The following is a 25,650-nucleotide window of genomic DNA, read 5'->3' on the forward strand; positions in this document are numbered from 1 at the left end:
TTCTCACTAGCCTTGCTTGGGTTTGACCCCGAAAACTTCGATAGAGTGTTGTTTGCCCTTGAGTTTTACCGGGCCAAGATTGGTGAGTTGGTACTCGCTGTGGTCATTTTCCAGCCGTGCCACTAACGCACCAGACAACAACATACGCTGTCCTAATGGATTACATTGATCCTGCAAGCGGGCCAGCGTGTTGATCACATCACTAAAGAAGCTAATCTCTTGTTTCTGAACGCCAACCACGGCGGCAACTACTTGCCCGCAATGCGCTGCGGCCTTGAACTTAGGCACAAAACCGTACTGTTCTTCAAAATAGCGGCGCTGCCAGTTGAGCTGTTGGCTAAATTCAAAATATACATTCATGCAGCGGTCATTGATGATCCCTTGTGGCAAGGGCCAATGGATCAGTACTGCATCGCCCATATAACGATAAATTTCAGCATCGTTATTGGTGATGGTTTCTGACAATAAACTGAAACAGTCTTGGATTAAGCGGCTGAAGCGATAATCACCCAGCGATTCTGCATGGGTGGTGGATGCCACCATATCGATATACAAAAACAACCGCTGTTCGTAACGGGGGCGATGGTATTTCCCCATGCCAATATTCAACAGAATGCGTGGCCCAACCAGCAGCGCCATCTGTTCAATGAATGCCAGCCCAACCCGCACCACCACCAGGTAAATCATTAACGCCTGGAAGGAGGGACTGTAAAGAATATGTATGGTCAGCATCTGCCGTAAGGTGGCAATATGGTTTTCAATCGCCCACATATTCAGATACTGGGTCATGTATGCCAACGTGGTGGCACCTAACAGCAAGAATAAGCCTTTAAAGATGACTGAAAAGATATAAGGCAGGCGGTTGATGGCACTGAAATCTGCAATCAGGTTCGACATCCAGTGCAAGCTGCCGAAAATAATCCCCATATAGATTGCGAGCGTAGCCAAATCCCCAGAACCGACAGCCCACTGAGGCAATTCAGTTGATTGGGAATAGCGGAAAAATACGAAGGCTGACATTGCTCCGGTCCAAGCCAGAATGGCGAACAGAAGTTTTTTTGCCTGTACACGTGCTCTCACAGAATGGGACAGATCCTACAATGACATTGGCTTATACAAGAGGCGGTAGTTTATCGATATCAACAGGGCGATTCCAGTGATAAATGTGATCTATATCAAATCAAACTCACATCTTTTGTGTGGTTAGCCAAAATATTGTCGCAGTATTTGGCGAGTAAAGGCGGTTTTCAGATAAAAGCCACGCGGATTAGTCAGTTGCAGACTGCCATCTGCCGCAATGCTTTCCGTCAATGCCCGACTGTTGGCGGCTTTGGGGCGTAACTGCAACACTTCGCCATGACGCGCACTGATACTGGCGACTTTACCGAGGCTGATCAACTCCATGATCTCTTCCCAGTCCTGTTGCAACAGGCGTTGCTGTTCAGCATCCGGGCGCCAGAGGATCGGCATGCCGATGCGTCTGTCTGCTGGCGCAAGCGTTCTGTCACCTTGAACTGGTATCCACAGCACCTGTTGTAACTTGTGATAAACCAGACTCTGCTGCCAGCGTAACCCGGCAATATTCGTGAGTGGCGCCACGCAAACATAGGTGGTTTCCAGCGGTAGTCCCTGAGCATCCACCGGAATGCTTTTGAGTTCCACCCCAAATGCAGAAAATCCTGCTGAGGTTTGGAACCGGCATTGGCCCCCAATGCTATTTCTAACAATTGCCCTGGCCAGCCTTTATCTCGGCGCAGGTTTGGCGGTGCTTTCTGTCCAAGCGACAGCGCCACTTGCCCAAGTGTCAGTCCAGCAAGGGATTCGGCACGTTGCAGTAGCTGCTCAATGGATTCTGGCGGGGGAATTATGCTGTTCATTGGACGAATTCTACCTGAATTTGCCTTAGAGACAATGGCGTTCAAAAACTGTTCAGCGTTGTTAAAACCGCAGCAAGATATCAGAGTTTTTTATCTATCATATTAATTTATATCAATTTTTATGATTTGCACTAAAGTGGGTAATGATTTTTCCCCACTTACCCGCTGGATTTTCCATAGTTGCCAACATCTTTATCCACAGGTTTATGGGATAAATTCAGCTAGCGATTTCTCTGGGATGGCTATAATCGGTATTTATAGTTATATTTTTAATTCTAATCTTGTTTTTGATTTTATTGTCCGGTAACTATGCTGAGAGCACTTGGAAATATACGCGAAGTTACGCCTGGTGAAATTTTCACCTGTCGTATTAAGACTCCCTAATTAGCCAGCAGTCATAAAACTAATCTTAATAATTTTAATATGTTAGAGTTTTAAGTTGGCATGGTGTCAGCGCAATAAAATTGGTATCGAGCAACTGTCCAACGTTTTCTCCCGGTAGTTAACAAACTTGTCCACAGATATTGTGGACAGTGTGGCGGATACCGAAAGTGGGCAAAATAATGTGCATAAAGTGGCGACAGATAACATAAGCATTGATAACTGCTAATTGCTGCCACGCGAGCTTTGTGAAACAATCGATGCATTGAAATTTCTCAAGTTTTCGGAGTCCATGTGATTGACAGCGATGGCTTTCGCGCAAATGTGGGCATAATCATCTGTAATAAAATTGGGCAAGTGATGTGGGCCCGTCGTTTCGGCCAGCATTCATGGCAATTTCCACAAGGTGGCGTGGATGAAGGCGAATCGGTAGAAGAGGCCATGTACCGGGAACTCTATGAAGAAGTCGGTCTGAAACCTGAACATGTGCAGATCCTGATTTCTACTCGCTCCTGGCTCAGGTATCGCTTACCCAAAAGGTTGGTACGGCAGGACAGTCAACCTGTGTGTATCGGGCAGAAGCAAAAGTGGTTTCTGCTACAGTTGAAGAGTCAAGATAGCGCGGTAAATCTGAACGCATCAGGCCACCCTGAGTTTGATGATTGGCGCTGGGTCAGTTATTGGTATCCGGTGCGGCAGGTGGTGTCGTTCAAACGTGATGTCTACCGTAAGGTAATGAAAGAATTTGCGGCAACAACGTTGGCATTGCAGCAGCAACGGGAACCCTATCGCCGTAAAGGCCGTAATCGGCCGTCTCGCTGACAGGAATAAAGTGGGAGGAAAGCGTTGTTAAACACTCTCAGGGATATTACTCAGGCAGTCGCCAGTGCCGGAGATTTGGATACAGCGCTGGAATTACTGGTTAAGCAGATCAAAACTGCCATCGCAACCGAGTGTTGTTCCATTTACATTCTGGATAAAGATGAACTGATCTTGTCTGCAACCGATGGGCTAAAGCCCTCGGCTGTCGGTAATGTGCGGATGTCAATTACCGAAGGGTTAGTTGGGCTGGTGGCACAGCGGGAAGAGGCTATCAACTTGGCCGATGCCCGTCAGCACCCTCGTTTCAAACTGTTCCCCGAAGCGGCAGAAGAAGAATATCGTGCCTTTCTCGCCGTTCCCATCATCTATCAAAAGCAACTGTTAGGCGTCATTGTGGTGCAGCAGGCCAGTGCTCGCCAGTTCAGTGAAGGTGAAGAAGCCTTTTTGATGACGCTGGCCGCCCAGTTGGCAATGGCGGTGCGGGGCTTGAAGCAAAAAGCCAGTGTAAAAGGGCGAGAAAAACAGATCCTGTTTCAGGGAACACCGACTTCTAACGGTATTGCTATTGCCCATGTGCTGGTGCTCGGTGGCGAGATTTCATTGCAGCAACCTAATCGCAAGGCTGCCGATGTTAAGGTGGAACTGGAACGTCTAAGCACCGCGGTCAGCCGCTGCCGCAATAATCTTGGCAACCTGTCACAACGTTTTGACCGGGAGCAGGATCAGGAAGTTGTCGCGATCTTTTCCGCGTTAACCCTGCTGTTGGATGATTCCAGCCTCGGTGGTGAATATGTGCGAGAAGTCGAGCAGGGCTGGAGTGCTGAATCCGCTATCAGCCGAGTATCGCTACGTTACATCGAACAGTTTCAGTCGATGGACGATCCCTACATTAAAGAACGCGCCAGTGATATCCGGGATCTTGGACAGAAAGTGCTGCGCCAGCTAATTGAACCTGATAAATGGGTGCTGGATTCTGACAAACCAGTGATCCTGGTGACAAGAGAAGCCGATACCACCTTACTGGCCGAGTTTCCGCGCGCTAAGCTGGCCGGGATAGTGACCGAATTGGGTGGGGTCAATTCCCATGCGGCAATTTTGGCTCGAGCGCTGGGATTACCCGCATTGACCGGGGTACAGCAAGTACTCGCTTCTAACATTGATAAAAAAATGGTGGTACTCAACGCTACCCGGGGACAACTGATGGTGTCGCCATCGGGGGCGGTGATCAGTGAATATCGCAGTTTGCTTAACGCCGAAAAAGCACTACAGCGACAATACATGCAGGAAGTGCAACTACCGGCGCAAACACTGGATGGTGAGCGGGTCAACCTGTTTATCAATGCAGGGTTGCTCAGTGGCCTTGCTTCAGAGCTGGCGGAGGGTGCTGACGGTGTCGGTCTTTATCGTACTGAAATCCCGTTTATGTTGCAGCAGCGTTTTCCCAGTGAATCCGAGCAGATCAAAGTTTATGCACAAGTTTTCAATCTGGTGGCTGGCCGTCCGGTGGTGATGCGGACGCTGGATGTCGGTGGCGACAAACCCTTGCCCTATTTCCCGATTAAAGAAGATAACCCTTTCTTGGGATGGCGTGGCATTCGGTTGTCGCTGGATCATCCTGAGCTGTTTCTGGTACAAATTCGCGCAATGTTGCAGGCGAATGGTAATAGTGAACAACTGAAGATCCTGCTGCCAATGGTCAGTAATATCGAAGAGATTGACCATGCGTTGGAGTACTTTGAACAGGCCTATAATGAGCTGAAATCAGATGTTAATCCAAATTTATCCCGGCCTCAGCTAGGGGTGATGTTAGAAGTGCCGGCCTTGCTCTATCAGTTGGATGAAGTCGCCAAACGGGTGGATTTTGTGTCGGTAGGTTCTAATGATTTAACTCAATATCTGCTAGCAGTTGATCGCAATAATCCAAGAGTTAGCTCGTTGTTTGACAGCTATCACCCCGGGGTGCTGCGTTACTTAAAGTCGGCTCTGGAGCTTTGCCAGCAGTATGACTTGGGGATCAGTGTCTGTGGTGAAATGGCTGGTGAGCCCACCGGAGCCTTGTTGTTGTCCGCCATGGGATACCGAGAGCTCAGTATGAATCAGGGCGCGTTGGCTCGGATCAACTATCTGATGCGGCGTGTTCGTATGGACGAACTGCAGGCATTGCTGCAACAGGCGCTGAATTTGCGTTGTGGCGCCGAAGTCCGAGAGCTGTTACGCAGCTATCTTGCAGAAAAAGAGCTGGCGGCCATCCTTAACTAGGGCTAGCTGCCGGTATTTCCAGACCAATTTAAAGAGAGGCGAGAGTGGAAAGCCTATTACTGTTGCTTGGTGCCTGCTTGTTATTAGGGATTGTGGTGGGCTTTTCGGCAGGATTATTGGGCATAGGTGGTGGCTTGATTGCCGTGCCAGCATTGATTTATCTGTTACCTATGGTGAATGTTCCGGTTGGTTATTTGCCTCATGTTGCCATTGCCACCTCGTTGGCGGCCATTATTCTGACCTCTTTTTCTTCCGCTAGGGCGCATCATCAGCGCGGCAATATTGATTGGTCGCTGTTCAAGCCAATGTTGCCAGGCACTATCTTGGGTGCCTTAGCCGCAGGTTTTATTGCGGAACTGATCCCTGGCGCAGATCTGAAACGTGGTTTTGCCGTATTTGTGATACTGATGTCAGTTAACATGGCTTTCCCTTACAAACCCACGGCGGTAGAGAAAAAGTTGCCTTCAGCGGCGTTGCTGTTTCTGGTGTCTGCATTGATTGCCGTGATTTCAGGGTTGATGGGAATCGGTGGCGGCACTTTGACTGTGCCTTTTTTATGTTGGTGTGGGTTGCAGATGCGACAGGCGGTCGGTTTCTCTTCAGCTAATGGCCTGATCATCGCACTTTGGGGCAGTTTAGGGTATGTTATCGCCGGTTGGAACATTCAAGGAATGCCTTTGGGTTCACTTGGATATGTCTATCTTCCTGCTCTGGTCGGCATCGTGGTGACTTCCATGTTGTTGGCTCCAGTAGGCGCCAAGGCGGCTAGCACTTGGCCGACTCCCGTATTAAAGAAAATTTTCGCGGCTCTGCTGCTTGTGGTGGGTCTCAAGCTGATGTTGAGCTAACAATAATCATAATTTCCAGGATGTAATCTTCTGTTATGGCGTTGCAATTCCCCGATATTGATCCGGTAATCGTTTCTTTCGGCCCATTTGAACTTTTCGGCCAGACATTCAACCCAGCACTGCGCTGGTATGGTTTTATGTATTTACTCGGTTTTATGGCGGCGATGTTTTTGCTTAACCGCAAAGCCGACAGATCTCACGGGCTGTGGAGCCGTGAACAGGTTTCTGACTTACTTTTTTATGGTTTTCTCGGGGTGATCCTCGGCGGCCGTATCGGCTATGTGTTGGTGTATCACTTGGATTATTTCCTCGCCGATCCCTTATATCTGTTTAAAATCACTGAAGGCGGCATGTCATTCCACGGCGGTCTTATTGGGGTGATCTTGGCCATGTTTTATATTGCTCATAAGCAAAAACGACGCTTTTTGCAGTGGCCGACATTGTGGCTCCGGTCGTGCCTATCGGGCTTGGTGCCGGGCGTATCGGCAACTTTATCAATGGGGAGTTGTGGGGCCGAGTGACCGATTTACCTTGGGGCATGGTGTTCCCCAGCGGCGGGCCGTTACCGCGTCATCCATCACAGCTGTATCAATTTGCACTCGAAGGCGTGGCCTTGTTTATCCTATTGCAGTGGTATAGCCGTAAAACAGATAAACGTGGCGCTGTGTCAGGTATGTTCCTGCTGGGGTATGGCATTTTCCGCTGTGTTGCGGAACTGGTACGACAGCCAGATCCGCAGTTGGGATTTTTCCTCGGTGATATTACTATGGGGCAAATCTTATCGATTCCGATGATTGTTTTTGGGATTTACCTGCTGGTTCGTAAAGCGCCGGCGAATACTCCGGTGAAAGGAAAGCAGTAATGCAGCAATATTTAGACCTTATGCGCTATGTGTTGGAAAACGGCACAGAAAAAACCGATCGTACGGGTACTGGCACCTTGTCGGTCTTTGGTTACCAGATGCGCTTTGACCTGAGTAAGGGCTTCCCGTTGGTGACCACTAAGAAATGTCATCTTCGCTCGATTATCCATGAGTTATTGTGGTTTTTAAAAGGCGATACCAATGTGGCCTACCTGCGGGAAAACAAGGTCTCTATTTGGGATGAATGGGCCGATGAACAGGGTAATCTTGGGCCTGTTTATGGCGCGCAGTGGCGTAGTTGGCCAACGCCTGATGGGCAGCATATCGATCAGATCAGTCAGGTTATCAATCAGATCAAACAGCAACCAGATTCGCGGCGATTGATCGTCTCGGCTTGGAATGTTGCGGAACTGGATAAAATGGCATTAGCGCCTTGCCATGCGTTTTTCCAGTTTTATGTCGCTGATGGTAAGTTGTCCTGTCAATTGTATCAGCGCAGTTGTGATATTTTTCTCGGCTTACCATTCAACATTGCCAGCTATGCATTGTTGACTATGATGGTGGCACAGCAATGTGAGCTGGAACTGGGCGATTTTGTCTGGACAGGTGGCGATACTCATCTCTATTCCAATCACCTAGAACAGGCCCGTTTGCAGCTTACGCGTGAGCCACGCCCGTTGCCAACCATGACCATAACCCGAAAACCCGCATCCATATTGGATTATCAGTTCGAAGATTTCGAACTGTCGGGCTATGACCCTCATCCCCATATCAAGGCCCCTGTTGCCATCTAATGTGATTAGTTTTTGCCATTAAATTCGGAATTTCCGAGTTTGATGGCAGATACTTTCGATTTTCCTTACTTAAAACCATCGCCTACACTTTGACGAATTACTGATTTTGGGAGTTTGTCATGGAGAAAGTGATTCGGGATTTCCTGAGCCAGGAATCTGCCGGTGGTATTTTGCTGCTGGTGGCTGTGGTGTTGGCGATGGTATTGGCCAATTCACCATTGCTGGGTATTTATCAGGGATTATTGGATATGCCGCTACAGTTACGAGTGGGGGCGCTGGATATCCATAAGCCGTTATTACTTTGGATTAACGATGGCCTGATGGCGCTGTTTTTTCTGCTTATTGGCTTGGAAGTTAAACGCGAACTGGTAGAAGGCGCGCTGTCCAGCGTCGCTAAAGCATCACTCCCTACTTTTGCGGCAATCGGCGGCATGATCGCGCCAGCGGCAATCTATTTACTGTTTAATTATCACGATCCCATTACATCTGGTGGCTGGGCGATTCCCGCCGCAACTGATATTGCGTTCGCACTGGGGATCATGGCGTTGCTCGGCAGCCGAGTGCCAGTGGCGTTAAAAGTCTTTCTGTTGGCGTTGGCCATCATCGATGACCTTGGGGTTATCGTCATCATCGCGCTGTTTTATAGCAGTGATTTGTCTGTTATCAGCCTGATGGTGGCCGCTTTTGCGGTATTAGGGTTAATCCTGCTTAACCGTAAAGGTGTCACTGCGCTAGGTGCTTATGGTGTGGTGGGGGCCATTTTGTGGGTGGCCGTACTTAAATCAGGCGTACATGCCACATTAGCCGGGGTGATTATTGCTTTTGCTATTCCGCTGCGTGCTGCCGATGGCGCTTCGCCTTCCCGACATCTTGAACATGCCTTGCATCCTTGGAGTACCTTTCTGATCTTACCGGTATTTGCTTTCGCCAATGCGGGTGTTTCTCTCGGCGGAATGTCGTTACAGAGCTTGGTATCGCCAGTACCTATGGGCATCGCATTAGGTCTGCTGCTGGGAAAACCATTGGGGGTGATGCTGTTTAGCTACATGGCGGTCAAACTTCGTCTGGCGGAATTACCGGCGGGCATAGGCTGGCGTCATATCGCCCCGGTCGCCGTGATGTGCGGTATTGGTTTCACCATGTCGATGTTTATTGCATCGCTGGCGTTTGAACACGGTGGCGTGTTGTATGGCGATTTGGCTCGGCTCGGTATTTTGCTCGGCTCAATGATGGCAGCAACCTTGGGGTATTTGTGGCTGTCAAAGGTTTTACCGGAAACAGGAGAAAAAGCATGAAGGCACTGTATTTAACCAGTTTTCTGTTAGCGAGTTTGCTGCCGGTGGCACATGCGTCACAAATTGAAAGCTGTAGGGCAGCCAGTGAAAATGCGATGTGTCAGAGTTACCTTGAAGGTGTTGTTGATGGCGCTTTGATGTATAAGCCTCGGGCGGTCGGGGCGCGATTGGAAAGCAACGATTACCAGTCGCGAGCGCTGAAATACCGTGGTGGCAAACGTTTTCAAGAAGCTAATCGTCAATATTGCTTAGAGCGCTTGCCAGACAGAGGCCATCTGGTGAACGGCCTGACCGAGGCGTTTGGTAGCGGCGAAGTCACCGACAGTGCCAGTCTACAGGAGGCAGTATTTAGCTTACTGGATTGCCAGCGCCTACAATAGGAGAACCTGTCGCGCATGTCCCATCTCAACTATAACCACCTGTATTATTTCTGGATGGTACAGAAAAAGGGTCGGTGACCAAAGCGGCTGAAACCTTGTGTTTAACGCCGCAGACGGTCACTGGCCAGATCCGGGCTTTTGAAGAACGGCTAAAAGGCAATTTGTTCAAACGTAATGGTCGGCGTTTGGAAGCCACGGAATTAGGCGAACTGGTTTTTCGTTACGCCGACAAGATGTTTACTTTATCGTATGAAATGTTGGACGTGCTCAATTACACCAAGGATAACAGCCTGCTGTTTGAAGTGGGAATTGCCGATGCATTGTCTAAAACACTGGCCAGCCGGGTGTTGATGTCGGTGATCCCTCGTGATGGCACGATGCAGCTTGCGTGTTATGAGGCGACTCACGAGAGTTTAATGGCGCGGCTGCGGGAACATAAACTCGACATGATCCTGTCTGATTGTGCCGGTGAATCGCTGAAATATCCCGAAATCCTCTCAAAAAACTCGGCGAATGTGGGGTAGCGTTTTTTCGGCCATGCCGCTGCAACAGGCGTTTCCAGAATGTTTGGCAGAAGCGCCCATCTTATTGCCAAGCAAGCGTTCGTCGTTAGGACAACAGCTGTACCGCTGGTTTGATGAAAAAATCTCAATGTCACCATTCTTGGTGAATTTGATGATGCCGCCATGATGAAAGCGTTTGGCTACTTTGGCCGTGGTATTTTTGTGGCCCCTTCCATTTATCAGCAGGATATTCTCAACCATGATGTGCGCTTGCTGGGAACTACGCTGGATGTGCGTGAAGAGTATCACGTGATGTTTGCGGAGCGGATGATCCAGCATCCCGCGGTGAAGAGTTTACTGGATACTGATTTTGAAGAGCTTTTTTCTGGAATGGATGTGCGACTTCAGAAACTTTAGTGATTCGACAGCCACTGGCGCACGCGGTAAACTTGCCGCAGCATTTATTATTGGGGAGTTAACTGGTGGCTGATTTAATGAATTTTGCCCGGGTAAAATGGGCGTGCCGTCGTGGTATGTTAGAACTTGATGTGTTGTTTCAGCTGTTTGTTGATAAGTATTATCAAGATCTGAGTGATACAGACAAAGCTTGCTTTGTACGTTTGTTGGAATGTGAAGACCCTCAGCTATTTGCTTGGTTTATGGGGCACGAGAAATGTCCCGATCCGTTGTTAGCGGACATGGTTGCCAAGGTTCGTGGGCGTGCGGCACCATAGCTTTACCGTTACATCCTCTTTTGGCCAGTACCTCGCGTTATTGGTGCTGGCTGTTATCTGCTTACTGAGTTTCCGCTTTTGGCCAGCGCTGGATTATCGCTATTATCCGTTTATCCGCTGGGGCTTATTCGGGGTTCTGGCCTGTTATTTTTGCTATCAACTATGGCGTTTACGCACTTGGAAGATACGCTTCTGGCTCAGTGATAATGGTCAGGGTCAGTTTGGCGCTGAGCAGATGTTTACTGTCGGCGCGCCTGTACTGGTAACCCCATGGTTGGTGAGCTTCAGTTGCATACAGACGGACGGCTTTCACCGTTTATATCTGTTTCGCGATATGTTTGACGACACAGATTATCGCCATCTGTGCCGTCTGTTACTTCATCGTGACAGCCCTTATTCTGGCTGAAGAATGGTGGGCTTAGGCTGCGGCAATTTATTGGGATAATCGATATTGTAATGTAAGCCGCGACTCTCTTTACGGTTGATGGCACAACGAATGATCAACTCAGCTACCTGTACCAGATTACGCAGCTCCAGCAGATTATTGCTGACACGGAAGTTGCTGTAATACTCTTCAATTTCCTGTTGTAACATTGAGACGCGCCGTAACGCACGTTGTAAACGTTTGTCGGAGCGGACAATGCCCACATAGTCCCACATAAATAATCTGAGTTCATGCCAGTTATGGGCAATGACGACCTCTTCATCTGAATTAGACACCTGGCTTTCATCCCACGTAGGAATGCTGCCCGGCTGCTGTAATTTATGCAGTTGACTGACGATATCGCTGGCCGCTGCGCGGGCAAACACCAGACATTCCAACAGCGAATTTGATGCTAGACGGTTGGCACCATGCAAACCGGTATAGGCTACCTCGCCAATAGCGTACAAACCGTTGAGGTCGGTCTGTCCGTGCAAGTCTGTCATCACGCCGCCACAGGTATAATGCGCAGCTGGCACCACGGGTATCGCTTGCTTGGTAATATCAATCGACAGTTCTAGGCAACGGCGGTAAATCGTTGGGAAGTGTTTGATAATGAATTCTGGCGCTTTATGGGAAATATCCAGAAATACACAGTCGGCCCCAAGTTTTTTCATCTCATGGTCGATAGCTCTAGCAACAATATCTCGCGGTGCCAGTTCGGCGCGTTCGTCATATTCCGGCATAAATCGGCTGCCATCAGGCCGTTTCAGTAATGCGCCTTCGCCGCGAAGTGCTTCGGTCAGCAGAAAGTTACGGGCTTCGGCATGATAGAGACAGGTGGGATGAAACTGATTGAATTCCATGTTGGCAACCCGGCAACCGGCGCGCCAAGCCATGGCAATACCATCACCCGATGACACATCTGGATTAGACGTATATTGATATACTTTGGAACTGCCACCGGTTGCCAGTGCAACAAAGCGGGCTTTGATGGTTTCCACCTGTTCCTGGGCGCGGTTCCAGACATACGCGCCTAGCACTCTATTCCCTGGCCGACCGAGTTTTCTGGTGGTGATCAGATCAACCGCGTTATAACGCTCTAACACTGTGATATTGGGATGCGCCAGCACTTGCTGCTGTAATGTGGTCTGCACCTCTTTGCCCGTCGCATCTGCGGCATGCAGTATGCGGCGGTGGCTATGACCGCCTTCTCGGGTCAGGTGATAACTGGATTCATCAATGCTGCCATCCGGTAGCTCATCCTTATCAAAAGCAACTCCGCATTCGATAAGCCATTTCATGGCCGCTTTGGCATTTTTGGCGGTAAAGGTGACGGCGGTTTCATCACAAAGACCCGCCCCGGCAACCAGCGTGTCAGCGACATGGGATTCTATGGTATCCTCTGCATCGAAAACAGAGGCAATGCCGCCCTGAGCATAATAGGTTGAGCCTTCGCTGAGCGCGCCCTTAGACAGTACGATAATATTGCTATGCGCGGCCAGATGTAGTGCCAATGTCAGACCTGCGGCACCACTGCCGATAATCAGTATGTCGGCTTGGTGTTCAACTGCTTGTTTCATAGGGTATCATGGGCCGATTGGTAGAGGGCTTATCCTAAACCAACTGCACTATGTTGGGTATAAATTTTGACCCAAAACACATTTATGGTGAAATTTTAAAATTTCATTAAGAACTTTTCATAAAGGCGCTGGTCTACATACGTGAATATGATTCGAGCGACTTAAAAATCAGCATTATAAGAGTTGGGAGAAGTCGGCTCGGATGAGTGGACAGACTAGTGATCAACAATTAGTTGAGCGCGTACAACGGGGCGATAAAAACGCATTTAACCTTTTGGTGCAGAAGTACCAAGGGAAAGTGATAAATCTGATTTCCCGCTATGTGAGAAATCAGGCCGATGTAGCAGACGTAGCGCAAGAAGCTTTTATTAAAGCCTATCGAGCGTTACCGAATTTCCGCGGTGAAAGTGCGTTTTATACTTGGTTGTACCGCATAGCAGTGAATACGGCGAAGAATCATCTGGTATCGCAAGGGCGTAGAGCGCCAGCCAATGATGTCGATGCCGATGAAGCAGAATATTATGATGGCAGTGATGCGTTAAAGGAGTTTGCGTCTCCGGAACGGCTGATGTTGTCGGATGAGATCAAAAAGGTCGTATTCGAGACATTGGAATCGCTACCTGAAGAATTGAAGATGGCAATTTCTCTGCGGGAACTCGATGGTATGAGTTATGAGGATATTGCGAACGTGATGGATTGTCCGGTCGGTACGGTGAGATCGCGGATTTTCCGGGCTCGTGAAGCCATCGACAAAAAGCTCCAGCCGTTGCTGGAAAGATGACCCTTAAACTAACAGGTGAGTTGAGTAATGGATAAATTAGGTCAGGAGTGGGTTTCCGCTGCAGTGGACGGTGAAGCCGGCCCTCAGGCTCTGGCAGATTTGGCCAGTGATAAATCTTCTCATGATAAGTGGCGTAACTACCATCTTATTGGTGACGCCATGCGGGGCGAGTTACCGCAGACACTGCAACTGGACCTGTCTGACAGTATTGCGGCAGCGCTGGAACAGGAACCCACCATTTTGGCCCCAGTTGAGCAGCCTCAGAAGTCAGTATCACATCCCGTGAATGTGATCCCCTTCTTTAAGCAGTTTGGTCAGTATGCGATTGCCGCTACGGTTGCCTTAGTTGCTGTTGTTGGGGTGCAGAACTATTCAAATTCTGGTAGCGGTGATGGTGCAGCTTCACCAGTGCTGATGACTCGGCCATTGGTTGGGGGCGCATCGCCTGTCAGTTATCAGGAAGGCGAGTTTCAGCAACAGCGTCCTGGCTACACGAATGAGCAGTTAAATGAACAGCGTCGCCGCATCAACAGTTATATCCAAGATCATATGTTGCAACAGAGATTGAATGCTGGTGTGGTTATGGATAACAATAACGAGGTCGTTACTGTTCCGCTGAATCAATAAGGAAGTCTTTTGCGTCTCATCCTGTTGGCTTTCCTGGCCTTTGCTCTGCCTGCGTTTGCGCAGGAGCAACTCTCTGCCAAGGCCTGGCTCGAAAATATGAGTCAGGCTTTGCGCGAAAAACAGTTCAAAATTTCGCTTATCCAGTTACAGGTCGATAGTATTCGGCCGCTGATCTATATCCATGGCAAAGTGGAAGGGAAAGAGGTTGCCTTTCTTGAACACCTAAACGGCCCGGTCAAAAATGCTGTGCGTGTTGGTAATACCGTGACCTTTATTGAACACGATCAACCCGCTTACAGTATGACGGCCAACCGTATTCAAGGGGTTATTCCTGCGGCGTTTGCCGATGATGTCTCCGAACTGGAAAAGGGATATAACCTGGTATTAGGTGGCCGTGCCCGTATTGCTGGGCGTACCGGGCAGATGATCCGTCTGGTACCGAACGATGAATATCGTTATGCCTTCCAAGTGTGGGTCGATACAGACACTTATTTGCCGTTACGTTATGACATGTTGTCGCAGGACAAGCAGTTGCTGGAGCAATTGCTGGTTATTGAGTTAGTGGAAAGTAAAACGCCAGCGCCCATTCTGGAAGAAGCCTATAAACAGGAATGGCCACCGGTGATGAGTCCATCTGAGCGTGAAGATGGGCAAAACTGGCAATTTAACTGGCTCCCTGCTGGGTTCAAGGTCATTGTACGAGATCACCACCGTTTGATAGGAACCCATGAACCGGTTGAATATATTGCACTGACTGACGGCTTGAGTAATATTTCGATATACGTTGCCCGCTCAGGTGATGCCCCCATACCAGAAGAGCTGATGACTCGTGATGGTATCTCGATGGCCTCAGAACGGGTGGGAAACTTGGAAGTGGTTGCCGTGGGTAAAGTGCCAACACAGACGTTGGTGCGTATCGCTTCTGGATTACGACTCGATTGAGGATCCGCTTATGATGGAGCAGGTTGCTAAAGTCATTGGTGCCGACACTGACGGTTGGGTAACTGTGCAGGTGGAGATGAAAAGCGCCTGTAGCCATTGCTCACAGGGTGAAAGTTGTGGCACCTCGGCGGTTGCTAAAGCATTTAGCAGTAAATTTCAGCAATTTTCATTACCCGCGACGGAAACTTACCCAAAAGGTACCTTGCTGCGCTTAGGGTTACCTGAGAGCGTGGTGCTGAAAGCTGCCGCACTGGTCTATTTGTTACCGCTGATCGGTATGTTTGTGGGCGGTACTTTAGGCAATATCTTGGCGGGCGTGCTCAACGTTAATAGCGATGCGACAAGCTTGTTGCTAGCCGTGCTGGTAGCTCTGTGTGCTTGGTTTTTGGGTAAGCGTCAGGCGCGGTTACTGGAAGCTTCAGCCCAGCCGGTGATCTTGGCCAATCTTGGCCGCTCGCTGACCACCGAAGACGTTGACTCTAATGGCTGTTGTCATCCCTGATATCCCTAGGCGACATCGCCGATTCTGATTGGTATTAGCTCCGCGATCAGTTACAATTTCGCACCTTTAACTGACACATTTAACCTAGAGCTTAGTCACTGCAGCATGATGAATCACATCAGAAACTTCTCGATTATTGCCCACATTGACCATGGTAAGTCCACACTTTCCGACCGTTTGATCCAAGTTTGCGGCGGCCTGACCGACCGCGAAATGGCGGAACAGGTCTTGGACTCAATGGATCTTGAGCGGGAACGCGGGATCACCATCAAAGCCCAGAGCGTGACGCTGGAATATAAGGCTAAAGACGGTGAAACCTACCAGCTCAACTTCATTGATACTCCCGGGCACGTGGACTTTTCCTATGAAGTTTCACGCTCCTTGGCTGCCTGTGAAGGCGCGCTCTTGGTGGTAGACGCCGGTCAAGGCGTTGAAGCGCAGACATTGGCAAACTGTTATACCGCACTGGATATGAATCTGGATGTCGTGCCCGTGCTGAATAAAATCGATTTGCCGCAGGCCGATCCTGAGCGTGTTGCCGCTGAAATTGAAGATATTGTCGGTATCGAAGCCAAAAATGCCGTGCGCTGTTCGGCTAAAACCGGTGTCGGCGTAGACGAAGTGCTGGAAACCATTGTCGCGCAGATCCCTTCGCCTAAGGGCGATCCTGATGCACCGTTGCAGGCGTTGATCATAGACTCCTGGTTTGACTCCTACCTCGGGGTGGTGTCCTTGGTACGTATCAAGAACGGCAGCTTGAAGAAAGGCGACAAGTTCAAGGTGATGTCCACGGGGCAAAATCACATTGCTGAGCGGGTTGGGATCTTTACGCCCAAGCAGACAGATAAAGATCAGTTGCAAACCGGTGAAGTAGGTTTTGTGGTCGCGGGTATTAAAGAGATCCACGGCGCTCCGGTGGGGGATACCCTCACTCACGCCAAGAATGGCGCCGACAAACCATTGCCAGGCTTTAAAAAAGTCAAACCCCAAGTGTATGCCGGGGTATTTACCGTATCGACTGATGACTATGAAAGTTTCCGCGATGCGTTAAACAAACTGAGTCTTAACGATGCGTCACTGCAGTTTGAACCAGAAACCTCATCGGCCCTTGGCTTTGGTTTCCGTATCGGTTATCTCGGTCTGCTGCATATGGAGATCATCCAGGAACGTCTGGAACGTGAATATAATCTGGATCTGATCACTACTGCACCAACGGTAGAGTATGAAGTGGTGCTGACCAATGGCGAAACTGTCTATGTAGATAACCCATCTGAGCTGCCACCAATTAATAATATTGAAGAAATTCACGAACCTATTGTCGAAGCTAATATTCTGGTACCAAAAGATTACCTAGGCAATGTGATCACCCTCTGTGTGGAAAAACGCGGGGTGCAGAAAAACATGGTTTATCACGGTAATCAGGTGGCGTTGACCTATCATCTCCCTGCGGCAGAAGTGGTGATGGATTTCTTTGATAAACTGAAGTCTACCAGTCGTGGTTATGCATCGTTGGAATATAATTTTGTCTATTTCCAGCCAGCGGACATGGTGCGCTTGGATGTGTTGATCAATGGTGACCGGGTGGATGCATTGGCGATGATCCTGCACCGCTCCAACATTCGTCACCGTGGTATTGCGCTGGTGGACAAGATGAAAGAGCTGATCCCGCGGCAGATGTTTGATATTGCCATTCAAGCCGCTGTTGGGAGTCAGGTGGTTGCTCGCTCAACCGTGAAAGCATTGCGTAAAGATGTGACCGCCAAGTGTTACGGTGGTGACGTTTCCCGTAAGAAAAAACTGCTGCAAAAGCAGAAAGAAGGTAAAAAGCGGATGAAACAGTTGGGCAACGTTGAAGTGCCTCAGGAAGCTTTCCTGGCGGTATTAAAACTCAACGAGTGATCTGAGTGTTGTTGCGCTGATAGTAGCATTTGTCCTGGCGCCGCAATCTGCGGCGCTTTGGTTAGTATGCCTAACCTGGGTACACTAACCAAAGTTGACAGGAAGAGTGTGTATTTATTGAATTCAAGGCAGGAGTATAACTGACCCATGGCAGCCTACTTTTCGATTTTCCTGGTTTTGGTGACTTTGGTTACTGGTATTATTTGGGCGCTGGATGCTTGGTTACTGGCTCCCAAACGCCGAGCACGTTTAGCCTTAGCCGAAGGTCAGGGAGATCTGACCGAACCGGCTAAAGCACAGATGCTGCAGGAACCCGCATTTGTTGAAACCGCTAAATCGATTTTCCCGGTGATCGCATTTGTGATGATCTTGCGCTCTTTTCTGTATGAGCCTTTCCAAATTCCCTCTGGTTCCATGATGCCGACACTGCTGGTGGGCGATTTTATTCTGGTCGAGAAATTTGCCTATGGTCTTAAAGATCCGGTTTTTCGCAGCAAGATGATCAGCACTGGCGAGCCAAAACGCGGCGATATTATTGTCTTCAAATATCCCAAAGATGAAGCTGTTGACTACATCAAACGGGTCGTTGGTTTACCTGGCGACCGCATTATTTATCGCAACAAACAGCTGTATATTCAGGAAGCCTGCCGTGGGCAGAGTCCGTGTCCTGAACCGAGGTTGGTTGACCGCGCCGAGGTAAACCGGGGAGTTCAGTCTTGATGGCGTGCCGCAGATCCGTTACCGCGAACTGTTAGGAAACGTCACCCATGATATTCTTATCGATCCGGCGCGCGGCGAACCTACGGCATTTTACTTCCGTCAGGACGATTTGCCCGCAGGTGAATTTGTGGTGCCTCAAGGTGAATATTTTGCCATGGGCGATAATCGCGATAACAGCACCGACAGCCGCTTTTGGGGCTTTGTTCCTGAGAAAAATCTGGTGGGCCGGGCTGTTTGTATCTGGATCAGTTTTGAATTCGATCGTAAACCAGATGACTTTTTGCCAAGCTGGATCCCGACCGGTGTGCGTTTCAACCGTGTTGGGGGTTACATTGATGGAACCTATTAAGAATCTTCCAAGGTTATGTCGGACACTTGGCTATGAATTTAAAGATCTGGCGTTATTGGAGCAGGCACTGACACATCGCAGTGCTGCCAATAAGCACAATGAACGGCTAGAGTTTTTAGGTGATTCTATTCTGTCCGTGATTATTTCCGATAAGCTGTTTCATCAGTTTCCAAAAGTAACCGAAGGTGATCTCAGCCGTATGCGCGCCACATTAGTACGTGGTGATACGCTGGCCAAAATGGCGAAAGAGTTCAAATTGGGCGATTATTTGACCTTAGGGCCAGGTGAACTGAAAAGCGGTGGTTTCCGACGCGAATCCATTCTGGCAGACGCGGTTGAGGCGATTATTGGTGCCATCTATCTGGATTCAGACCTCGAAGTCGTGCGAGGATTATTGCTGCACTGGTACGAACAGCGCTTACAGATGATTAAACCTGGCGAAGGGCAGAAGGATGCCAAAACCCAGTTGCAGGAATTGTTGCAAGGCCACAAAAAACCGTTACCGGAATATCAGGTGCTGAAGGTTGAGGGTGAAGCTCACGATCAGACCTTTACCGTGGAGTGTCGGGTGGCTGAGTTGGCTGCTGTCGTTACCGGAACGGGCAGTTCACGGCGCAAGGCTGAGCAACAAGCTGCCGCACAAGTGCTGGAGTTGATAAAACATGAGTAAAACCCCACAGATGCCACCGCAGGAACCGAGTCTGGATGATTTACTGGCCAAGTTAAATCAGCCTCAGGCGCAGCACTATGACAAAACCTACTGCGGTATGGTGGCGATTGTGGGCCGTCCCAATGTGGGTAAATCAACATTATTGAATCGGCTGCTGGGGCAGAAGGTCAGTATCACTTCCCGTAAACCACAAACCACGCGGCATCGGATTATGGGGATCTATACCGACGGCGATTCGCAGGTGGTGTTTATCGATACCCCTGGGCTGCATATGGAAGAGAAACGGGCTATCAACCGCTTGATGAACCGTGCGGCGGCTAGCTCGATTGCCGATGTGTGCATGGTGATCTTTGTCGTCGATGGTTTGAGTTGGACGGCCGATGATGACATGGTGCTGAACAAACTGCGGCGTGGTGCCAATGAGCGCAAAACCATTCTGGCCGTTAACAAAGTCGATCACATTAAAGACAAAGAAGCGCTGTTCCCGCATTTGCAGGAACTGGCACAAAAATTCCCGTTTGATGACATAGTGCCTATTTCTGCCAAGTCAGGTACCAATGTTGGCAAGTTGATGTCGCTGGCGCGCCAGAGTTTGCCTGAAAGCGTACACTTTTTCCCCGAAGACTATATTACCGACCGTTCCCAGCGGTTTATGGCGTCAGAGATTGTGCGCGAGAAACTGATGCGTTATCTGGGGGATGAACTGCCTTATGATGCTACGGTTGAAATCGAACAGTTCAAGATGATGGAAAACGGGGTCTACCAGATTAACGCCTTGATCTTGGTCGAGCGGGAAGGGCAAAAGCGCATGGTGATTGGTAAAAACGGTGAACGTATCCGCACTATTGCCACCGAATCCCGTTTAGATATGGAAAAACTTTTCGACAATAAAGTGTTTCTCGAAGTGTGGGTGAAAGTGAAGTCCGGTTGGGCGGATGATGAACGGGCTCTGCGCAGTTTGGGATATGGTGACGATTAACCTGTTATGTACCGGGGATATGTGCTGCATGCTAAACCCTACCGTGAAAACAGCGTATTGTTAAAGCTGTTGGTAGATGGCTTGGGACGCGTCGATGCCGTTGCTAGACTCGGCAGTGGCAAACGTTCACTCAAGAGCATAGTGCAGCCGTTTCAACCCTTATTGTTTGAACTATCCGGGCGCGGTGAACTCCGGAGCCTGAGCCAGATTGAAAGTGCGTCCCCGGCAGTACCGCTGACCGGGGACGCGTTATATTCGGCTATCTATCTCAACGAATTGCTAGTGAGAGCGTTGGCGCAGATACAAAGCGGTGAATCCCTATTTGTGCCTTATCATCAGACGCTGATGACGCTGGCGCGCGAATTTAGCCAAACACCACTACGTTTTTTTGAGTTGAGTTTACTGGAAGAACTTGGCTGTATGCCATCACTGACGCACGATGCCAATGGGTCAGCATTAGATGCCACACAGCTCTATCGTTGGTTGCCCGAAGCGGGTTTTTTGCCGGGCGATGGCGTGTTCCCTGGGCGAGTATTGCTGGCGCTTGCGGTTAGAGAGCTTGAGGAAGCTGACTGGCCACACGCCAAACGGCTTACCCGCATACTGTTACAACCTGTCGTTGGTGAGCGACCATTGCTCAGTCGGCAACTGTTTCGCAACCGAGAAGCACCAAAGAATCAAGAATAAAGGATGCTGATGGCACAGCATCGTCAGCTGGAGTGAAGAGGTTATGGGAAGAATTTTGTTAGGCGTCAATATCGATCATATCGCTACACTGCGTAATGCTCGTGGCACAGATTTCCCCGATCCGGTGCATGCCGCAGCTGTTGCCGAACACGCTGGCGCTGAAGGTATTACGGTACATTTGCGGGAAGATCGCCGCCATATCAAAGATCGTGATATCTACTTGCTGGCAAAGACGCTACAAACACGCATGAACCTTGAAATGGCGGTGACGGAAGAGATGCTGACCATTGCTTGTGATATTAAACCGCCGCATTGTTGCTTGGTGCCAGAAAAACGTGAAGAACTGACGACTGAAGGTGGTTTGGATGTTGCTGGACAACAGCACAAGATGACTGATGCGGTGCGGCGTTTAACGGATGCCGGGATCTGCGTGTCGCTGTTTATCGATGCTGATCAACGGCAGATAGATGCCGCGGTTGCCGTAGGTGCCCCCGTGATTGAGATCCATACCGGGCATTACGCTGACGCGAAAACAGCCGCAGAAGCCCAAAGCGAGCTACAGCGGATCCGAGACATGGCGGCTTATGCCCATAGTAAAGGCTTACTGGTAAATGCCGGACATGGCTTGCATTATCACAATGTGAAGCCAATTGCCGCTATCCCCGAATTGTATGAGCTGAATATCGGCCATGCCATTATTGCCCGAGCCGTAATCGATGGTTTGGCTAAGGCTGTTGCCGATATGAAACAACTGATGTTGGAAGGGCGCCGGGGCGAGTAATGGCCATCTTGGGGTTAGGCACAGATATCGTCGAGATTAGCCGCTTCAGCGATATGTCAGAAGCGGCTTTGCAGCGTTTGGCTGCACGGGTGCTGACGCCTGTCGAGTTGCAACAATTCAGTGCTCACAAACAACCCGCGCGTTTCCTTGCTAAACGTTTTGCCGCCAAAGAGGCGGCGGCTAAAGCGTTGGGCACTGGTATTGGGCGCGGAGTTTCATTTCAGCATCTGCAGGTGTCCAACAATGACGCTGGCGCGCCGCAGCTCAGTTTATCTGACGGGGCACTGGCGCAGTTGCAATCACTCGGTGCGACCTCTGCATTGCTGTCTATTGCTGATGAGCGGCATTACGCTGTTGCCACTGTGGTATTGAGTTAGCGTTTACCACCAAAGAGTACAAAGCGCTTTGGTGGCACTATCAATCTGCGCCGTTATACAGTTGCCCACCGTTCGCGATATATGCAGCGAGTACGGCTTGCCCTTGTGGTTGTAACACTTGGCGTTGTACTTGAATACCCGCTTGTTGCAAGTAGTCATATGAGGCTTCAAAAACTGGCCCTTCATCAAAACCTATGGCTCTGGCATCATCGCCAGTGGCGGCGCACACTAAGCGTTTTACGCCTGACCACAATACGGCGCCCATACACATGGCACAGGGCTCACAAGAGGTAAATAATTCATACTCATCTGCCAGCCCCAAGCTGAATTGCTGCAAACGTTGTTCTCCCAGCATAATGGCCATGACTTCACCATGCAGTGTAGAATTATTTTGTGGCACCACCTGATTCACGCCAACACTCAGTAACAGCCCTGATTGCCGGTGTACGATAATACTGGCGAATGGGCCGCCGGTTTTGCGTTGAACATTTTCTTGCGCCAGTGCCAATGCTAGCGCCATCTTATCCTGATCCGTTAATAACGGATGTTGCCAGTCAACCCACTCATTTACCCAATCTGGCAGGTGAATACTGACTGCGGCGACGGGCGATTGTGAAAAAATGTGGGAATGCGAACCACACATTGCTATTACCTCTAACTATCGTTCAGCCCGCCAGTTTAACATGCAGTCCAGCCCGGTAAAGCTTATGCAGATTATTTCATTTCTCATTTTGGCTGTGCTGCTGAAATAGCGCTATGGTATATATCAAGGATGAATAATTTATGGGCAGGTAATGGATGAAATCCGCAATTGAACAGCTTGCAAACTACAAAAGCGTCCATCTTAACTCCACGAATCTAAAAACCCACTTTGTGGGGATCCCGTTGATTATCTGGTCGATATTTCTGTTGTTGTCGCTGCTGCGCATAGATGTTGTCGGCATTGAGATCGGTGGCAGTGTGCTGTTGTTGGTTCCAGTCATGCTGTATTACCTGTTATTGCACTGGCGCCTGGCTATTGGCATGGCCGTTTTTATGGTGCCTGTTGTTGCCAGTACCGAATGGCTTTCGCAGATGGGAGCGGCATCTGTTTGGCTAGCGTTGCTGGTCTTTATTGTGGGGTGGATTTTTCAGTTTATTGGCCATCATTATGAGCAAGCTAAACCTGCTTTTCTGGATGATATCAATCAGTTATTTATTGGCCCATTTTTCCTGATGGCTGAAATCTACTTCATGTTAGGTTGGGCGAGCAGTTTGGAGCGCTGTATTACACCGTTAGCCAGAGACAAGCGTTTACTGCTAGAACAGATAAAAACTAGGCGGGTGATAGATTGAAAATTATGGCAAGTAAAGCATCCTAAGATGCCTTACTTGTTTATGTGTTGATAGCTTATTGAGGCCGATAATACTGTGGCATGACTCTGACTGTTTTTATCATATTATCAGCTACTTCAATGATTTCCATCGGATAACCCGCCAGTCGCAGTCCGGTGTTGGCTTCTGGAATATCTTCCAGATACTCTAGGATCAGCCCATTAAGGGTTTTGGGGCCATCGGTGGGGAAATTCCAATGTTTCTCTTTGTTCAAATCGCGGATATTGATGGTGGCATCTATTAAGAAAGTGCCATCCTGCTGCGGGGTAATTTCCTCGCTGGCCGTTGGGATCATGGAGGTAGTGAAATCGCCAACGATCTCTTCCAGAATATCTTCCAGTGTCACCAATCCTTGGATGTCGCCATATTCATCAACCACCAGTCCAATACGTTCTTTGTTTTTCTGGAAATTAGCCAATTGCACACTTAACGGCGTGCCTTCCGGGACGTAATAGATCTCTTTTACTGCCCGCAGCAAAGAGGATTTGCTGAATTGTCCTTTGGATTGTAACCGTAGGGCGTCTCGCAAATGTACAAAACCCACAGTATCGTCAATATTATCGCGGTAGAGCAAAACCCGAGTATGCGGACTTTGAATAATCTGTTTATTGATGCTCTTAAAATCGTCGTTGATGTTGATGGCGTATAACTCGTTACGCGGCACCATAATATCTTCTACTGAGACATTGCCCAGATCCAACACCGATAACAGCATATCGCGGTTGCGGCGGGGGATCAGTGCTCCAGCTTCATGCACTACAGTTGCCAGTTCTTCTTGACTCAGTGCATCACTGTGCTTGACCGACTTCACGCCCATCAACTTCAAAATGAACGAGGTGATCCAGTTCATCACCTTGACTAACGGCAGCATGATCCACAACAGCCCCTTCAGCACAATGCTGGAAGGAAATGCCACTGGCTCAGGGCGCAGGGCGGCGAGCGTTTTTGGAGTCACTTCCGCAAATACCAGTACAACAAAGGTTAGTACCCCGGTAGCGATGGCAATGCCAGCATCACCATACAAGCGCATACCTAAAACGGTGGCGACAGCAGAAGCAAGAATGTTGACCAGATTGTTACCAATCAGGATCAGACCAATCAGGCGGTCAGGGCGTTCCAGCAGTTTTAAGGCCCGTTGGGCTCCCCTGTGACCATTGCCGGCGAGATGGCGCAGTCGGTAACGGTTTAGGGTCATCATAGCGGTTTCTGAACCGGAGAAATAAGCTGAAATTAGGATCAGGACTAGCAGGATCAGTAGCAGCGCGCCGGTCGATATAGCGTCCAAAAATGGGCTCCGTAAGGAATAATAAGCCTAGTAAATACTGGGATTTATTTGAGGTGTCAAGAAAACCGGTAACAGATTGACTGTCACCGGTCATTTTCAATCAGTTGAGGATGAGCTCTTTTACCGCACGGGCGCCAAAATAGGCGAGTGATAACAGCACCGCACCTGAAATAGTGTAGATCACCGCAGTTTTGATGCGGCAACCCACAGTGTACTGCTGCCACAACATGGCGATATAGACAAACCAAGCCATGATTGACAGTACGGCTTTGTGTCCCTGACCACTAGAGAACATGCTATCCATAAAGATAAACCCTGTCGCCAGCGACAAGCTGAGCAGGATCAAGCCTATGATTACCAAGTGATACAGTTGCTTCTCAACCGTCAGCAAGGGTGGAATGGCATGAGCCATCAGCGGTTGTTTCTTTTTCAGTTTGTTCTGGATGAACATTAACTGCACAGCGTACAGCGCCGCAATTAGCAACGCACTATAGGCCATCAGTGATAACACCACATGCACCAGCACTTCCGGGTGTTGGTCAAAGTGCAAAATGTATTGTGGTGGTACCAGCCATAACAATGCTACGCCAATAATGGAACAGGCAAACACCACCGGCACCAGCACTATCACCTTAATGTGCGACATCACTATGGTAAACGTCAGTGCAATTATCCAGCACACCATAGAAATCACATTGGTTAAACTGAAGTTCTGGCCGTTATCGGTGAAAATGGCGGGATACAGGGCAAAGGCATGCAACACCACCGCAATGGCTGCAAAAATTGTCACCAGTTTCCTGTTCGGGCCTTCGGGGTGAAAAAGGCGACTAGTCACCAGAATCAGTGCCACGGCGTAAAACACCATTGCAACAGCAGGAAGAATGACCATCAGACGTTAACCTATTCCTTTATTGATGA

The 25,650-nt window shown here is 49.3% G+C and carries 24 protein-coding genes and 4 pseudogenes; 22 read left to right on the plus strand and 6 right to left on the minus strand.

What is annotated here, in order from left to right; translation table 11 throughout:
• Nucleotides 1–6: 6 nt before the first annotated feature.
• Entirely contained in the window at nt 7–1,080 is a 1,074-nt protein-coding gene (locus KHX94_RS15055) for an adenylate/guanylate cyclase domain-containing protein (RefSeq protein ID WP_244859187.1), read from the minus strand.
• A gap of 123 nt (nt 1,081–1,203) precedes the next feature.
• Nucleotides 1,204–1,877, minus strand: a pseudogene (gene mutH, locus KHX94_RS15060) (DNA mismatch repair endonuclease MutH).
• Nucleotides 1,878–2,552: 675 nt separating this feature from the next.
• Between mutH and rppH the strand changes: the two are divergent.
• From rppH to KHX94_RS15110, 10 genes and pseudogenes are all read left to right on the plus strand, one after another.
• A complete protein-coding gene (gene rppH, locus KHX94_RS15065; protein WP_213681253.1) occupies nt 2,553–3,080 on the plus strand; it encodes an RNA pyrophosphohydrolase in 528 nt (175 codons plus the stop codon).
• Between the two features lie 24 nt (nt 3,081–3,104).
• A complete protein-coding gene (ptsP, locus tag KHX94_RS15070) occupies nt 3,105–5,339 on the plus strand; it encodes a phosphoenolpyruvate--protein phosphotransferase (RefSeq protein ID WP_213681254.1) in 2,235 nt (744 codons plus the stop codon).
• Nucleotides 5,340–5,383: 44 nt separating this feature from the next.
• Nucleotides 5,384–6,187, plus strand: coding sequence for a sulfite exporter TauE/SafE family protein (locus KHX94_RS15075; RefSeq protein WP_213681255.1), 804 nt, complete (start codon nt 5,384–5,386; stop codon nt 6,185–6,187).
• Nucleotides 6,188–6,222: 35 nt separating this feature from the next.
• Nucleotides 6,223–7,049, plus strand: a pseudogene (gene lgt / locus KHX94_RS15080) (prolipoprotein diacylglyceryl transferase).
• Entirely contained in the window at nt 7,049–7,843 is a 795-nt protein-coding gene (gene thyA, locus KHX94_RS15085) for a thymidylate synthase (RefSeq protein WP_213681256.1), read from the plus strand. Before lgt ends, thyA begins: the two are co-directional and overlap by 1 nt.
• A gap of 119 nt (nt 7,844–7,962) precedes the next feature.
• A complete protein-coding gene (nhaA, locus tag KHX94_RS15090; protein WP_213681257.1) occupies nt 7,963–9,138 on the plus strand; it encodes a Na+/H+ antiporter NhaA in 1,176 nt (391 codons plus the stop codon).
• On the plus strand, nt 9,135–9,518 hold the full coding sequence (locus KHX94_RS15095) for a hypothetical protein (RefSeq protein ID WP_213681258.1): 384 nt from the start codon (nt 9,135–9,137) through the stop codon (nt 9,516–9,518). The genes nhaA and KHX94_RS15095 overlap by 4 nt, the downstream gene beginning before the upstream one ends.
• Before the next feature lie 15 nt (nt 9,519–9,533).
• Nucleotides 9,534–10,438: pseudogene (gene nhaR, locus KHX94_RS15100) on the plus strand (transcriptional activator NhaR).
• 77 nt (nt 10,439–10,515) lie between these two features.
• Entirely contained in the window at nt 10,516–10,755 is a 240-nt protein-coding gene (locus KHX94_RS15105) for an FAD assembly factor SdhE (protein ID WP_213683469.1), read from the plus strand.
• Entirely contained in the window at nt 10,742–11,161 is a 420-nt protein-coding gene (locus KHX94_RS15110) for a protein YgfX (protein ID WP_213681259.1), read from the plus strand. The genes KHX94_RS15105 and KHX94_RS15110 overlap by 14 nt, the downstream gene beginning before the upstream one ends.
• Here KHX94_RS15110 and nadB read toward each other — a convergent pair.
• Nucleotides 11,149–12,759 (minus strand): L-aspartate oxidase, encoded by a 1,611-nt coding sequence (nadB, locus tag KHX94_RS15115; RefSeq protein WP_213681260.1) that lies wholly within the window; start codon nt 12,757–12,759, stop codon nt 11,149–11,151. The genes KHX94_RS15110 and nadB overlap by 13 nt on opposite strands.
• A gap of 202 nt (nt 12,760–12,961) precedes the next feature.
• Between nadB and rpoE the strand changes: the two genes are divergently transcribed.
• The 11 genes and pseudogenes from rpoE to acpS all read left to right on the plus strand — a co-directional run bounded on the left by rpoE (nt 12,962) and on the right by acpS (nt 22,073).
• Entirely contained in the window at nt 12,962–13,540 is a 579-nt protein-coding gene (gene rpoE / locus KHX94_RS15120; RefSeq protein ID WP_133038041.1) for an RNA polymerase sigma factor RpoE, read from the plus strand.
• Nucleotides 13,541–13,567: 27 nt separating this feature from the next.
• Nucleotides 13,568–14,167, plus strand: coding sequence for a sigma-E factor negative regulatory protein (locus tag KHX94_RS15125; protein WP_213681261.1), 600 nt, complete (start codon nt 13,568–13,570; stop codon nt 14,165–14,167).
• A gap of 9 nt (nt 14,168–14,176) precedes the next feature.
• Nucleotides 14,177–15,109: a MucB/RseB C-terminal domain-containing protein gene (locus tag KHX94_RS15130; protein ID WP_213681262.1), complete on the plus strand. Its 933-nt coding sequence runs from the start codon at nt 14,177–14,179 to the stop codon at nt 15,107–15,109.
• Nucleotides 15,110–15,119: 10 nt separating this feature from the next.
• Nucleotides 15,120–15,611, plus strand: coding sequence for a SoxR reducing system RseC family protein (locus KHX94_RS15135; protein WP_213681263.1), 492 nt, complete (start codon nt 15,120–15,122; stop codon nt 15,609–15,611).
• Between the two features lie 108 nt (nt 15,612–15,719).
• Nucleotides 15,720–17,510: a translation elongation factor 4 gene (gene lepA / locus KHX94_RS15140; protein ID WP_213681264.1), complete on the plus strand. Its 1,791-nt coding sequence runs from the start codon at nt 15,720–15,722 to the stop codon at nt 17,508–17,510.
• A 147-nt stretch (nt 17,511–17,657) separates the two neighbouring features.
• Nucleotides 17,658–18,579: pseudogene (lepB, locus tag KHX94_RS15145) on the plus strand (signal peptidase I).
• Nucleotides 18,566–19,249, plus strand: a complete 684-nt coding sequence (gene rnc / locus KHX94_RS15150; protein ID WP_213681265.1) for a ribonuclease III — start codon at nt 18,566–18,568, stop codon at nt 19,247–19,249. Before lepB ends, rnc begins: the two are co-directional and overlap by 14 nt.
• The gene (gene era / locus KHX94_RS15155; protein ID WP_213681266.1) at nt 19,242–20,228 is read left to right on the plus strand and encodes a GTPase Era; all 987 of its coding nucleotides are present in this window, start codon (nt 19,242–19,244) and stop codon (nt 20,226–20,228) included. The genes rnc and era overlap by 8 nt, the downstream gene beginning before the upstream one ends.
• Before the next feature lie 6 nt (nt 20,229–20,234).
• Nucleotides 20,235–20,915 carry a DNA repair protein RecO gene (gene recO / locus KHX94_RS15160; RefSeq protein WP_213681267.1) on the plus strand — a complete coding sequence of 227 codons (681 nt, stop codon included), beginning with the start codon at nt 20,235–20,237 and terminating at the stop codon, nt 20,913–20,915.
• Between the two features lie 43 nt (nt 20,916–20,958).
• The gene (gene pdxJ, locus KHX94_RS15165; RefSeq protein WP_213681268.1) at nt 20,959–21,696 is read left to right on the plus strand and encodes a pyridoxine 5'-phosphate synthase; all 738 of its coding nucleotides are present in this window, start codon (nt 20,959–20,961) and stop codon (nt 21,694–21,696) included.
• Nucleotides 21,696–22,073 (plus strand): holo-ACP synthase, encoded by a 378-nt coding sequence (acpS, locus tag KHX94_RS15170; protein WP_213681269.1) that lies wholly within the window; start codon nt 21,696–21,698, stop codon nt 22,071–22,073. Before pdxJ ends, acpS begins: the two co-directional genes overlap by 1 nt.
• Nucleotides 22,074–22,113: 40 nt before the next feature.
• Here the strand turns inward: acpS and KHX94_RS15175 are convergent, their stop codons facing one another.
• Nucleotides 22,114–22,716, minus strand: a complete 603-nt coding sequence (locus tag KHX94_RS15175; RefSeq protein WP_213681270.1) for a nucleoside deaminase — start codon at nt 22,714–22,716, stop codon at nt 22,114–22,116.
• Between the two features lie 155 nt (nt 22,717–22,871).
• On the opposite strand from KHX94_RS15175, the gene KHX94_RS15180 reads away from it, so the two are divergent.
• A complete protein-coding gene (locus KHX94_RS15180) occupies nt 22,872–23,408 on the plus strand; it encodes an Mpo1 family 2-hydroxy fatty acid dioxygenase (protein WP_213681271.1) in 537 nt (178 codons plus the stop codon).
• A 55-nt stretch (nt 23,409–23,463) separates the two neighbouring features.
• Here the strand turns inward: KHX94_RS15180 and KHX94_RS15185 are convergent, their stop codons facing one another.
• Both KHX94_RS15185 and KHX94_RS15190 read right to left on the minus strand, forming a co-directional pair.
• Nucleotides 23,464–24,732, minus strand: a complete 1,269-nt coding sequence (locus KHX94_RS15185) for an HlyC/CorC family transporter (RefSeq protein WP_213681272.1) — start codon at nt 24,730–24,732, stop codon at nt 23,464–23,466.
• Nucleotides 24,733–24,832: 100 nt separating this feature from the next.
• Nucleotides 24,833–25,621, minus strand: a complete 789-nt coding sequence (locus KHX94_RS15190; protein WP_213681273.1) for a cytochrome C assembly family protein — start codon at nt 25,619–25,621, stop codon at nt 24,833–24,835.
• Nucleotides 25,622–25,650 lie beyond the last annotated feature (29 nt).

The sequence above is a fragment of the Shewanella dokdonensis genome, assembly GCF_018394335.1.
Classification (GTDB): Bacteria; Pseudomonadota; Gammaproteobacteria; order Enterobacterales; family Shewanellaceae; genus Shewanella; species Shewanella dokdonensis.